This is a genomic window from Nonomuraea coxensis DSM 45129 (genome assembly GCF_019397265.1).
Taxonomy (GTDB): Bacteria; Actinomycetota; Actinomycetes; order Streptosporangiales; family Streptosporangiaceae; genus Nonomuraea; species Nonomuraea coxensis.
The window spans coordinates 7154907-7167700 of sequence record NZ_CP068985.1 but is presented as its reverse complement, the minus strand read 5'-3'; the positions used below and the strand labels follow the sequence as shown (position 1 = coordinate 7167700).

The following is a 12794-nucleotide window of genomic DNA, read 5'->3' as shown; positions in this document are numbered from 1 at the left end:
CGAGTCAGGCGCGGGCCCACTTCTGGTTGGTGGCGCCGGTGCAGGTCCAGATCTGCACCTTGGTGCCGTTGGCGGTGCCGTACCCGGACACGTCCAGGCACTTGTTCGCGCCGACCGCGGTGATGGTGCCGTCGGTGTTGAGGCGCCATTTCTGGTTGTTCTGGCCGTTGCAGTCCCAGATGATCACGCTGGTGCCGTCGGCGGTCCCGGCCCCGTTCACGTCCAGGCACTTGCCGCCGTAGACCCGCAGCTCACCGGAGCCGGTGGAGGTCCACTGCTGGTTGGACTGCCCGTTGCAGTCCCAGATCTGCGTCTGCGCGCCGTTGGCCTGCGAGGCTCCGTTGACGTCCAGGCACCGGCCCGACGCCACGCCCTTGAGCGCGCCTGCCGCCGGCGGATCGACCGTGGGTGTCGGGTCCGGGTCGGTGCCTCCGAACTGCGTGAAGAAGTTCCACACCACCGGCCTGGTCCAGGAGTTCTCGCCGGGCTCGAAGTCACCGGGCTTCCCGTCCACGGGACCGGGGGTGTGGCCGGCGTCGAACGCCGCCCAGGCGACCGGATAGCCCGCCCGGCATCCCGAGTAGAAGGTGACGACATGCGTCAGGCTGCCCTGCGCCGGCTCCGGCGGGTTCTGGGGGGTGCAGCCGTTGTTCCTGACGAACCTGTCACGCAGCGACCGGCCCGCGGAGATGTTGAGCACCGAGTCCCTGAGGCCGTGCAGCCCGATGTACGCGATGGGCTCGTTGCCGCCGCTGCACCCGCTGAGCTGGCCGCCGGAGTAGACCGCCACGGCGCGGAAGACCGTCGCCCTGGCGCACGCGAGCGCGTAGCTCATGCCGCCGCCGTAGCTGAAGCCCATGGCGAAGCGCTGGGAGGTGTCCACGCAGAGGTCCGCCTCGATCCGCCGGATCATGTCGTCGACGAAGGTGACGTCCTCGCCGCCCGAGTTGGCCCAGCCGTTGTTGAAGCCCTGCGGCGCGACGAAGATGGCGGTGTTGTTCGACAATGCCCTGAGCCCGTAGTAGGACCAGGGATATCCGCTGGTTCCGCCGCCGTCGACGTCGTTGGCGGTGCCGCCATTCCAGTGGAATCCGAAAATCAACCTGTACGGGGTGTTGTTGTTGTAGTTATCCGGAATTCTCAGGATAAAGCTACGGTTTTTCCCGCTGGTCGTTATCGACTGCGAGCCGCTTCTCAGCGTCGGGGTCCTGCCGCAGCCCGCGGTGCCCGCGAGGGCGCTCTGTTGCGCGGGGCGCGGGGGCGCGCTGTCGCCCAGGGCCGCGTGCACCGTGGCCAGGGCGAGCAGGAGGGCGGACGCGACAGCGGTGAGGAGGTACCTGAGCCTCGACATCACGCGAATTCCTTTTCCGGGCGGGCGGGCATGGGTGGCCGGCCGGTCGAGTTCTTGAAGTGTTAGCGCTAACTCAACGCCGCCGTCAGGGGATCTCCGTTCTTTCCGGTGGCTGGAGGCGATGGTGCAGCGGAGCAAATATGACCGTGACAAGACCTGTCAAGGCCCGGCCTGGTCGGCGTCGGGAGCCTGCGCGTGAGGCGACCCCGTCGCTCCGGCGTCTGACCAGGAGAAGCGGCCGCGGCCACCGCTGACGGGTGGCGATGAAACGTTCACAGTCCTCGATCGGCCCGGTTCCGAGGACGCGAACGGGCGCTAACGCCGCAGCCGTACGGGGTCGGCCGGGCCGCTGCGGCGCACGATCCACGCCTCGGTGATGTGGTTGAACATCGCCTCGGCGGCGCCCGCGGGATCGTGGGCGGCGATGCGTTCGTAGATGCGGCGGTGGCCGAGGTTCGACGCCACGCAGAGCGCCCGCTCGGTCCGGCCCAGGTATCGGGCGGTGCTGACGACCTGGCTTTCCAGCGCCCGTACGACGCCACGGGCGATGCGGTTTCCCGACGCCTGCATGATCGTGTCGTGGAAGGCGCGGTCGCTGTCGGAGTACGTCATCGGGTCGTCCACGAGCTCGTCCATCCGGTCCACCAGCGCCCGCAGCTGCTCCACGGTGTCCGGCCCGGCCACGCGGGCGGCGACGTTGGCCATGTCGGACTCCAGCACGCGCCGGGTGACGACGAGGTCGTCGAGAATCGCCAGGCTCTCCTCCGCGGCGATGGTCGCGGCGAGCACGAGCTCGTCGAGCATGTCCCACATCGCGGGCGGGGTCACCATGGTGCCGGCGCCCTGGCGGACCTGCACCAGCCCCTTTTCCTGCAGGATCTTCACTGCTTCCCGCACGACCGTGCGGCTCACGGAGAAGGCTTCGCAGAGCGCGGGCTCGGGGGGCAGCGAGGTCCCCGGCGGGTGCACCCCGCGGACGATGCGCTCCACCAGCTCGGCTGTCACCGCTCTGGCGAGACTGGCGGGCAGGGGCGGCCTGAAGGGCAGCGCCGGCGTCACCCTGCAGCCCAAGCCCAAGCAGGCCGAGCACTTCACCGGCTCGTCCGGGATCCGGATCGTCGACGAGCCGGGAGCCGAGGGCGGCAGGCGCATCGGCGACATCTCCAACAACGACTGGATCTCCTTCGGCCCGATCAACCCGTCCGGGATCGACACGGTGTCCCTCCGCGTCTCGGCGCCGTCCAGCACCGGGGCGTCCGTCGAACTGCGCGCCGACTCGCCGACGGGGGCCCTCATCGCCTCCAGTCCCGTGGCGGCGACCGGAGGCTGGAACACCTATATGTCCCAGCCCCCGGTGCCGGTGACCGACCCCGGAGGCAGCCGCACGGTCTACGTCGTGTTCGAGGCGCCGTCCGCGAACTCGTTCGACGTGGACTCGTTCACCGTCAACGGCAAGGGCGTCGGGCAGGGTGACGGCTCGTCCCCGGGCAGCACCAGCGCACTGCGGGGTGTGGGATCGAACCGGTGCCTCAACGGCGCCTCGCAGACGAACGGCACGCAGGTGCAGATCTGGGACTGCAACGGGCAGAACAATGAGAAGTGGACTCGCGTCTGACGGCCCTCGACGGTGAGTTTCCCCCAGGGAAAGAATCTTGGGCTCGATGTGCGGGAACGATAGAGTCGGCCCTGGAGCGGAACCGCGCCGGGGCCGAGGAGGGGGATGTCCATCACGCCCTTACCCCTGCCGCAGCCTCCCGCGAAGGCACCGGAGTTCGGACGAGACGCGCTGATCGTGTGCGAGAGCCTGGTGCGGATCTACCAGTCCGGGTCGGTCGAGGTGCAGGCGCTGCAGGGGCTGGACCTGGTCGTGGACAGCGGCGAGATGGTGGCCGTCGTCGGGGCGTCCGGGTCGGGGAAGTCGACGTTGCTGTCCATCCTGGCCGGGGTCGACGCTCCCACCGCCGGGCGGGTGCGGGTCGATCGGTGGAATCTGCTGGACATGTCGCGGGCCGATCGGGTCCGGTATCGCCGGCACACCGTGGGACTCGTACGCCAGCAGACGGCCGCCAACCTCATCCCGTACCTGACCGCGCGGCAGATGGTCGACCTGCCGATGACCGCGGCCCGCACCCCCCGCCGGGTACGCCGCAGGCGTGCCGCCGAGTTGCTGGACCTGCTCGGGGTCGCCGAGTGCGCCGAGCGGCGGCCCGCGCAGCTGTCCGGGGGGCAGCAGATGCGGGTGGCCATCGCGGTGGCCCTCGCCAACGAGCCCAGGGTGCTGCTGGCCGACGAGCCGACCGGGGAACTGGACAACGCCACGTCGGCCGCGGTGTTCGGGCTGTTGCGGGAGATCAACCGGCGGCTGGGCGTCACCGTCGTCATCGTGACCCACGATCCCTCGGTCAGTGGCCAGGTGGAGCGGACGGTGGCGATTCGCGACGGGCGTACGAGCAGCGAGGTGCTGCGGCGTACCGCCACCGGAGACGACGGCGCCCCGCAGGTGATCGCCGAGGAGTACGCGGTGATGGATCGGACGGGACGGATCCAGGTGCCGCGCGACTACCGGGAGGCGCTGGCGTTGACGCGACGGGTCCGGCTGGTGCTGGAAGCCGATCATGTCGCGATCCGTCCCGACGGCGGCGGGCCCGGATGAACGGCCGGCCCCTGGTCAGCGTGCGTGGCGTGCATCGCCGGTACGGCAGAGGGGCGACCGCGGTGCACGCGTTGCGGGACGTGACGTTCGAGCTCGCGGCCGGCACCATGACCGCCCTCGTGGGGCGGTCCGGCTCCGGCAAGACCACGCTGCTCAACATCATCGGCGGCCTGGACCGCCCGGACTCCGGCACGGTCGTCGTCGACGGGACGGACGTCACCGCCCTCGACGAGGACGGCCTGTCCCTGCTACGGCGGGAGAAGGTCTCGTACGTCTTCCAGACCTTCGGCCTGATCCCGGTGCTGTCGGCCGCGGAGAACGTGGGCGCCCCGCTGCGGCTGGCCCGCGTACCGCCGGTGGAGCGTGAACGGCGGGTCGCGCTGCTGCTGGAGCTGGTCGGACTGGCCGCCCATGCCGAGCAGCTGCCCGCCGAGCTGTCCGGCGGGCAGCAGCAGCGGGTGGCGATCGCCCGGGCGCTGGCCGCCTCGCCCCGGCTGCTGATCGCGGACGAGCCGACCGGGCAGCTGGACGCCGAGACCGGTCTTTCGGTGATGGCGTTGCTGCGCGGGGTGGTGGAGTCCGAGGGGGTGACGGCGTTCGTCTCCACGCATGATCCGACGATGCTCGCGCTGGCGGACCGGGTGATCAGCATCGACGACGGGCAGCTCGACGAGCGCTCCACGAGCCGGGGCGATCCGTGATCCGTGGGAGCCGTCCGTGCTGAGGCTGGTCGCCCGGAGAGTCCGTGCGCAGTGGCCGTTGCTGGCCGCCCTCCTGGCCGTCGCCGTCGTCGGCCCCACGCTGCTGGGCGCCTGCGCCCTCCTGCTCACCCGTACCGCCGAGCAGGCGCTGGAGACCGCCGCCTCGCGCGCCACCCACGACCAGGTCGGCGTCACCGCCTACACCGTCACCGTTCGCGGCGAGCACGCGAGATCCGTCGCCGACGACACCCGCGCCGTGCTGACCTCGGCCCTCGCCCCGTTCACGGCGACGACGGCCGCGCGCGCGTCGTCCGTGATGCGGTCGCTCCCCGGCGCCGGTGTCCCGGCCGTGGCGTACCTGTCGGGGGTGGAGGACCTGCCGGCCCGCACCCAACTGGCCGCCGGACGCCTGCCACGGGCGGGTGCCACGCCGGCGGAGGCGGTCGTGCTGGAAAGCACCGCGCGGCGGCTCGGCCTGAGCGCCGGCAGCCGGGTCCGTCTCGGCAGAGAGCTGGCCGACGATCCCGACCAGGGAGCCGAGGTGAGCGTGGTCGGGGTCGTACGCCCGCTGCCGGGCGCCGGCTGGGAGCGTGACCCCCTCGCCGCCGCCGGCTACGATCCGGCCTACCGCGACGGCCGCTCCGCCCAGCCGGTCCACGCGTACGGGCCGTTCATCGTCGACCTCAGCGACCTGCTCGCCGGCGGCTCCACCCTCGACCGGCTGGAGATCAGCGCCCACCCCGACCTGTCCGCCCCCGCCGTCCGCGACCTCGACACCGTCACCCAGGCGGTGCTCGGCGCCGACCGCCGCCTGGGGCGGACGCTCGGCGACCGGGTAAGGATCCAGCGCGTCGCCTCCCGGCTGCCCTCGACCTTGCTGGCCGCCCACGACCAGCAACGGGTCACCACGGCCGCCGTGCTCGCCGTCGCCGCCATCGGACTCGTCCTGACCGCGACCGCTCTCGCCCTCGCCGGCCGGCTCAGCGCCGGTGTGCGCGGCGACGAGACCGCCCTGCTGTCCGCGCTGGGCGTCGGCCGCGGCCAACTCGCCGGCGCCGCGCTCGCCGAGGCAGGCGCGCTCGCCGTGCTCGCCACCGCGGTCGCGATCCCGGCCTCGTCCGCCCTGCACGCCGCGCTGACCCGGCTGCCGCCCATGTCCGGGGCCGGGCTCGCCGCGCCTTTCGGCGTGAACGCCGTACAGGTGCTGTCCGTCGCCGGCGGCGCGCTGGCGCTGGCGGTGGTGCTCGTCGTGCCCTCGCTGCGGACCTCCTCCGGAGGGGTGCGCGGGCGGCGGGAACTGCTCGCCCGATCCGGCGCGGACCTGCTGCTCGTGGCGTTCGCCGCCGTCGGCTGGTGGCAGTTGCGCGACCAGCCGGCCGGTTCAGGCTCTCCCGTCGACACCGTACGGGTGCTCGCTCCCGCGCTGCTGCTCATCGCCGGATCCGCGCTGGCGCTGCGCCTGGTGTGGCCGGCGTTGCGCGTCGCGGAACGGCTGGCCGGCCGGGCTCGCGGGCTGATGGTCCCGCTGGCCGCGTTCGAGGCCGCGCGCAGGCCCCAGGCGGTCGCGGCGGGGCTGCTGATCGGGCTGGGCTGCGCGGCGGCCACGTACGGGATCGGGTTCGACGCCACCTGGCAGCGCTCCCAGCAGGACCAGGCCGACCTGTCCCTCGGCACCGATCTCGCGCTCACCCTCACCGTCCCGCCCGCCGCCGGGCAGGGCAGGATGGTCGGCGCGGCCGGCGGGGGAGAGGTGAGCCCGGCCACCGATCGTGGCGTCGCGATCGGGCAGTGGCTCGGTGGCGCCGGTGACCCGCCGAGGCTGATCGCCGTGGACACCACGCGCGCCGAGGCGCTGCTGCGCGGGCGGCTGGACGACGGCCGCACCTGGAACGCCGTGGGCGCCCTTCTCGCGCCCCCGACGCGCGCCGCCGGGGTTCCCGTCCCGGCCGGAGCCGCGCTCTCCCTGACCGGGAACGCGACCGGTCCGACGCCGCTCACCGTGACGCCCCGCCTGCTGCTCCAGGACGCGACAGGGCTGCGTACTCCGTGCACCGGCGCGCCCGTTCCGCTCGACGGCACAGCGCATCCGCTGCCGGACTGCGCGACGGCCGAAGGGCTCCGGCTGGTCGCGGTGTCCCTTCCGTTCGTGCTCGCGACGGGGAACGTGGGCACCGGGTACTCCGATGCCCTGGCGGAAGCCCCCGAGGGGGACAGCCGCGTCGCCGTGACGCTCACCGTGGCGGGAACCGTCTCCGAGGCATCGCCCTGGACCGCCACCTCAGCCGGGCCGGCCCCTGGGCAGCTCGGCGATCCGGCCGTCGCCCTGACCAGCACCTCCGCGGGCACCAAGCTGAGGATGACCACGACCGTCGCGCTGAAGGGCCCGCCGGACGCCGCCAGGAACCTCGTCGCCACTGCTTTCCCGGCCCCGGGACCGGTGCCCGTGGCCGTCTCCGCCCGCCTGGCCGACGAGGTGAGCGCCCGGCGCGGCTCCCGGCTCGACCTCACCGTCGGCCTCACCCCCGTCCAGGTCAGTGTGGCCGAGGTGCTGCCGGCCGTGCCGTCCGCTCCGGGGGCCGCGGCCGTCCTCGCCGACTTCGACGCGCTGTCCCGTGCCCTCGCCGTCAACGGCGACTTCGACGTGCCCGTGGACGCGTGGTGGGTCGGCCGTCCCACCAGGGGGGATGCGGCCGATCTCCGGCTCGGCGACGTCACCACGCGCGCGGCCGAGGCCGCCCGGCTCACCGGCGGCCCGCTGCGGGCCGCGCTGCCGGCCGTGCTCCGGCTGCTCGTACCGGCCGCGGTGCTGCTGATGATCGCCGGGATCGTCCTGCACGTGACGTTCGACCTGCGGGCCCGCGCGGTCGAGACGGCACGCCTGCGGGGTCTCGGGATGACCCGGCGCGAGATCCGCGCGGTGCTGCTCGGCCAGCACGTCGGCATCCTGCTGCCGCTGCTCGCGGCGGGCGCGGTCGTCGGCGCGCTGGCCACCCGCGTCGTCGCGCCGCTGCTCGTCCGCTCCGACACCGGCGCCGCCCCCGTTCCCGAGGTGCTGCCCGTCTGGCCGTGGGCCGCCGAGGCCGCCCTGCTCACCGCGCTGCCGGCCGGGTGCGCGCTGGCGGTGACCGCGGTGGTCGTCGTCCAGGCCCGGCGCGCCGACGCCGCGCATCTGCGGGTGGCGTCGTGAGGATCCCGGCACCGCACTGGCCCAGCGTCCTCGGCCGCGCCCGCGCCGACGCCGGGCCGTTGCTCCTGGCCGCTGTCGTGGTGGCGGTCGTCACGCTGCTCGGCGGCGCCGTACCGCCGCTCCTGTCAGCGACGGCCGACGCGGCCGTACGGGACGCGGTCCGCAGGACCGGCGGCGACCTCCAGGTCCACTCCCGGATGGAGGATGACGACGGGCCGGGCGGCAGCCGGGTCCGGCACCCCCGCCTCGCCGAGGACGTCGACGACTTCCGGGCCAGGGCGACGGACGAACTCGGCCCCGGCCTGCGCGCCGTCCTGCGTGCACCCGTCGCCACCGTCACCAGCCCCACCCTCAAGATCACCGATGGCAGCGTGCTGCGTACGTTCCAGCTCGCCTACGTGGCCCGCGACGGCGGGCCCGGCGTGACCTGGATCGCGGGCGGTGCGCCGCGGCCCACCGCCTCCGCGACGGCGGCGGTTCCCTACGGCGCGCCGCCGTGGCCGGTGCAGGTGGGTCTGTCGGAGGCGGACGCCGCCGCTCTCCAGCTCCGTCCCGGCGCCCGCATCCCGCTGGCCGACGACCAGGGGAATGTCAAGAAGGTCCAGGTCAGCGGCATCTTCCGGCCTCAGGACAGCGCCGATCCCGCCTGGCGGCTCCTCCCCTCGCTCCTGGGTCCCGTCGGCGGCGCGGACGGCACCGGAGCCACCCGGTTCGCCGGGCTGCTGTCACGCGACTCGCTGCCCGACGCCCGGCTCGCCTTCGGACTGGACGAGTTGCGGCGTACCGTCTGGTTCACGCCCGACCCGGCCCGGCTCACCTGGGACGTGGTCCCGTCGGTCGCCGCGAAGGTGGTCGCGCTCAAGGCGGCCTCCGGCTCCTCCGGCGCCCGGGACGGCTCGCTGAAGTGGGAGACCCGGCTCGACGGAGTGTTGCGGGACGTGAGCTCCCAGGTCGGCGCCGCGTTCGCGCAGGCGTCCGTCCTGCTCGTCACCCTGCTCGCCGTCGCGGTCCTGGTCCTGCTGCTCGCCGCCGACCTGCTGGTGCACCGCCGCGCCCCCACCCTGGCAGCGGCCCGGCAGAGAGGGATGTCGCTACCGGTGATCGGCGGCGAGCTGCTGCTCGAATCCGCCGTGATGGCGCTGCCGGCCGCGGCGGCCGGGCTCGGCCTGGCCCTGGCCGTCGCGCCGGGGGTCTCCTGGGACTGGACGCCTCCCGTGGTCGTCACCGCCGTCGTCGCCGGGCCGGCGTTCGGCACGCTCACCGCCGCCCGCGCCACCCGGGATCGCCGCGTCCCGGCCAACCGGAGCGCGCGGCGGTGGGTGCGTAACACCGTACGACTGCGGCGGGCCGCTCTTGAGACAGGGGTGCTGGCGGCCGCGTCCGGCGCCCTCGTCGCTCTGTACCAGCGTGGAATCGGTGGCGGGGTGCTGGCCGCGAGCGCGCCTGCCCTCTGCGCGCTCGCGGGCGCGCTCGTGCTGGCGAGGGCGTTGCCTATCGCGACGCGCTTCGTGCTCAGGCGGCTTCTGCGGTCGCGCCGGCCGCTGGCGGTGTTCGGGGCGGCGAGGGCGGCGGCGGCCTCGGCCCGGGTACTGCCGCTGCTGGTGCTGGTGACCTCCGTGGCCCTGGCCTCGTACGCGATCGTCTTCGGCGCCACCGTCGGCCAGGGGACCGCGGAGGGGCCGCTGGCCTCTGGACTGCTGCGGCTGGCGTGGGCCTCGGCGGTGACCCTGCCGGTTCTGGGCCTGCTGGGACTCGCTCTCGGCACGGCGGCCGGCGCGCCGGAGCGATGGCGCACCCTGACCCGGCTGCGCACCCTCGGGCTGCGGCCACGGGAGGCGCGCTGGGTCGCCGCGGGAGAGCTGCTGCCGCCGGTGGTGGTCGCCGCTGTGGGCGGTCCGCTGCTCGGGGTGCTGCTCGCCCGCCTGACGTTCGGCTCGCTCGCCCTGCGCCTGCTCACCGGCGCCGATCCGGTCCCGGCGTCGCCGTGGTGGGGGCTCGGCCTGGTGGCGGTCGTGTTCCTGGCGGCGGTCGCCGTCGTGGTGCCCGTCGAATCGGCGTCACGCCGCCGGCGACGGCTGAGCGAGGTGCTCCGCGCGGGCGACAGCTGAGCCGGCCGCCCCCCGTCACGTGGTGGCCGGTCGTTCGGCGCCGTGCTCACTCCGCTCAGCGGCGCCGGCCGGGCCGGAAGTGGCGATGAGGCGGACCTGGGTGGAACGGGGCAAACTTCCCGCCGGGCCGGGCGGTCAGGCGGGGACGAGCAGCGTGGTCAGCAGGTCGTCCAGGCTGACGATGCCCGACACGTGGCCCGTCTCGGTCCTGACCAGCGCGACCTGCCCGCGGGCGCTCCGCAGCCGGCTCACCGCCTCGGCGATCGAGGCGTTCTCGGCCAGGTCGGGCAGCGGGTGGGCGAGCTGGGCGGCGGTCGTCCGGGTGTCGCCGCGGCGGCGCGCCAGGTAGGCGTCGCGGACGTGCACCACCCCCGACGCAGCGGTGAGCGGCCCGGCGATGAGGCGGGAGCGCCGGGCGCGCAGGCAGGCGTCGATGATCTGCCGCGCGGTGGCGTCGGCGGGCACGGTGACGACCTGATCGGCCGGGGTGACCAGGGCGGCGATGGGCGCCTCGGGGGCGCGCAGAGCCTGGGTGAGGACGGCGTGGTCCTCGGCCTCGATGAGGCCGAGCCGGCGCGACTCCTCCACCAGGCGCCGGAGCTGGGCGGGAGTCCTGGGCGCTTCCCCCTCTTCGCGCGGATGGACCTTGAACAGCCGCAGCAGGCCGTTGGTGATGCCGTTGAGCGCGCTGATGAGCGGCCGTACGAGCAGGGTGAAGCCGCGGAACGGCAGCGCCAGGACGGTGGCCGACCGCTCCGGGTGCGCGATCGCCCACGACTTGGGCGCCATCTCGCCGAGCACCATGTGCAGGAACGTCACCAGCGCCAGCGCGATCACGAACGCCACCGAGTGCGCGGCCGCGTCCGGCAGCCCGGCCGCGTGGAAGAGCGGGACGAGGGTGCCCGCGATCAGCGGCTCGGACACCACGCCGAGGCCGAGCGAGCACAGCGTGATGCCGAGCTGCGCCCCGGCCAGCATGAGGGACAGCTCCTTGATGCCGGACAGGGCGGCGGAGGCGGCCCGGCTGCCCGAGGCGGCGGCCTTCTCCAGGCGGTGGCGCTTGGCGGCGACCAGGGCGAACTCGGCGGCGACGAAGAAGCCGTTGCCGACGAGCAGCAGCAGGGTCAGCACCAGGCCGGTGGTCAGGCTCACGGCTGCTCCTCGTTCTCGGGGTTCCCGTCGCTCTCGTCGTCTCGGCAGGGGGTCAGGCGGACGCGTTCGGGGACGTGCCGGCGCAGGGTCAGGACCTCGACGCGGGCGTGCGTGGGGGCCTGGTCGTCCAGGGTGGCGGGCAGGCTGACGGTGATCGTCTCGCCGGGGGCGGCGAAGCGGCCGAGCCGGTGCAGGACGAGCCCGGCGAGGGTGTCGTACTCGTCCTCGTCGGGCAGGGCCAGGCCGGTGGCCAGGGCGATCTCGTCGATGCGCAGGGCGGCGTCCACTTCCCACGTGTCGCCCTGGCGCACGACGGACGGGGGCTCCACGTCGTTCTCGTCGGCGATCTCGCCGACCAGCTCCTCGGCGACGTCCTCCCAGGTGAGCAGCCCGGCCAGGCCGCCGTGCTCGTTCACCACGCAGGCCACCTCCTCGCCGCGTTCGTGCATCTGCCTGGCCAGGTCAGGCAGCGCGAGGGAGAACGGGACGACGAGCACGTCCCGGCAGATGCTGCCGATCCGTACGCGGGCGGCGTCCTCGGGCGCGACGGCGGCGGCGTCGCGCAGGCTGACCAGGCCGACCACGTGGTCGAACGTGGCGCCGAGCACCGGGTAGTGGGTGTGGCCGTGCGCGGCGATCAGCTCGTCCAGATCCGCGACGGTGGCGACCGCGGAGACGGCGACGACGTCCACGCGCGGCACCATGGCCTCCTCGGCGGTGTGCTCGGAGAAGGCGAGGGCCCGCTCCAGCACGTCGGCCTGGCTGCCGGGCAGGTGTCCGTGGGCCTCGGACTCGCCGATGATGTGGCCGAGCTCTTCGAGGGTGGCGCCGTGGTGCAGCTCCTCGACCGGCTCGATGCCGACGGCGCGCAGCAGCCGGTTGGCGGCCGAGTCGAAGAGCCTGATCACCGGGCCGGCGATCGTCAGGTAGACCAGGGTGGACCCGGCCAGCGCGCGGGCCAGCGGCTCCGGCCTGGCCAGGGCGAGGTTCTTGGGGGCCAGCTCGCCCAGCACCATCTGGATGACGGTGGCCAGCGCGAACCCGATCGCCAGGGCGACGGCGTCCACCAGGCCGGCGGACAGGCCCAGCGCGGTCAGGGCGGGGGCGATGAGCTCGGCCAGCGCGGGGCGGGCGATGAAGCCGACGACCAGGGCGGTGACGGTGATGCCGAGCTGGGCGCCGGACAGCATGAACGACAGCCGCTCCATCACCTTGACCGCCTTGGCGGCCTTCCTGTCGCCCGACTCGGCCTGGGCGACCAGGGTGAGCCGGTCGGCGCTGACGTAGGCGAACTCCTGGGCGACGAAGTAGCCGGTGGCGGCGGTGAGCAGGAAGACGGCCAGCAGACCGAGGGCCACGCTCACCTGGCACGCCCTTGTACGGCTCGCGGGCGGGTCAGGTTCGCCGACACGTATGTTCCCTTCTGTCCGGCCGGACGGACCGGCCTGAGGAGCGCATGCGGGCAGGCCCGCCCGCATGCGCCTCCATTCGACGCTAGCGGATTCGTGCACTCAGTCGCTAACCGGGGCGTATCGCCCGGCATCGGACTTCGGCTTCGAACGTACCCGGCCCGGCGGACGTTCCCCCTACCCTGATCAACGATCATGCTGCGCCTGCCGCCTGAACAGCGGCCGTCCTAAGG

At 73.9% G+C, this 12794-nt stretch carries 9 protein-coding genes; 5 read left to right on the top strand and 4 right to left on the bottom strand.

Annotated elements, in window-relative coordinates; all coding sequences use genetic code 11:
- Positions 1–4 precede the first annotated feature (4 nt).
- On the bottom strand, positions 5–1102 hold the full coding sequence (locus Nocox_RS33535) for a lectin (RefSeq protein WP_246649641.1): 1098 nt from the start codon (positions 1100–1102) through the stop codon (positions 5–7).
- A gap of 564 nt (positions 1103–1666) precedes the next feature.
- A complete protein-coding gene (locus Nocox_RS33530; protein ID WP_211212540.1) occupies positions 1667–2356 on the bottom strand; it encodes a FadR/GntR family transcriptional regulator in 690 nt (229 codons plus the stop codon).
- Between Nocox_RS33530 and Nocox_RS33525 the strand changes: the two genes are divergently transcribed.
- From Nocox_RS33525 to Nocox_RS33505, 5 genes are all read left to right on the top strand, one after another.
- Entirely contained in the window at positions 2331–2966 is a 636-nt protein-coding gene (locus Nocox_RS33525) for a carbohydrate-binding protein (RefSeq protein WP_020541188.1), read from the top strand. The genes Nocox_RS33530 and Nocox_RS33525 overlap by 26 nt on opposite strands.
- A 105-nt stretch (positions 2967–3071) precedes the next feature.
- On the top strand, positions 3072–4004 hold the full coding sequence (locus Nocox_RS33520; RefSeq protein ID WP_020541187.1) for an ABC transporter ATP-binding protein: 933 nt from the start codon (positions 3072–3074) through the stop codon (positions 4002–4004).
- A 29-nt stretch (positions 4005–4033) separates the two neighbouring features.
- Positions 4034–4705 carry an ABC transporter ATP-binding protein gene (locus tag Nocox_RS33515; RefSeq protein ID WP_246649640.1) on the top strand — a complete coding sequence of 224 codons (672 nt, stop codon included), beginning with the start codon at positions 4034–4036 and terminating at the stop codon, positions 4703–4705.
- A gap of 16 nt (positions 4706–4721) precedes the next feature.
- On the top strand, positions 4722–7892 hold the full coding sequence (locus Nocox_RS33510; RefSeq protein ID WP_026213923.1) for an FtsX-like permease family protein: 3171 nt from the start codon (positions 4722–4724) through the stop codon (positions 7890–7892).
- Positions 7889–10000 carry an FtsX-like permease family protein gene (locus tag Nocox_RS33505; RefSeq protein ID WP_026213922.1) on the top strand — a complete coding sequence of 704 codons (2112 nt, stop codon included), beginning with the start codon at positions 7889–7891 and terminating at the stop codon, positions 9998–10000. Before Nocox_RS33510 ends, Nocox_RS33505 begins: the two co-directional genes overlap by 4 nt.
- Positions 10001–10135: 135 nt before the next feature.
- Here the strand turns inward: Nocox_RS33505 and Nocox_RS33500 are convergent, their stop codons facing one another.
- Together Nocox_RS33500 and Nocox_RS33495 are read right to left on the bottom strand one after the other, a co-directional pair.
- Entirely contained in the window at positions 10136–11152 is a 1017-nt protein-coding gene (locus Nocox_RS33500; RefSeq protein WP_020541184.1) for a hemolysin family protein, read from the bottom strand.
- Positions 11149–12516 carry a hemolysin family protein gene (locus Nocox_RS33495; protein ID WP_020541183.1) on the bottom strand — a complete coding sequence of 456 codons (1368 nt, stop codon included), beginning with the start codon at positions 12514–12516 and terminating at the stop codon, positions 11149–11151. The genes Nocox_RS33500 and Nocox_RS33495 overlap by 4 nt, the downstream gene beginning before the upstream one ends.
- Positions 12517–12794: the final 278 nt, after the last annotated feature.

Bases quoted from the DNA above. Each gene is read 5' to 3' on its own strand.
- Nocox_RS33525 (WP_020541188.1), top strand. From the start codon at position 2,331: ATGCGCTCCACCAGCTCGGCTGTCACCGCTCTGGCGAGACTGGCGGGC.
- Nocox_RS33520 (WP_020541187.1), top strand. From the start codon at position 3,072: ATGTCCATCACGCCCTTACCCCTGCCGCAGCCTCCCGCGAAGGCACCG.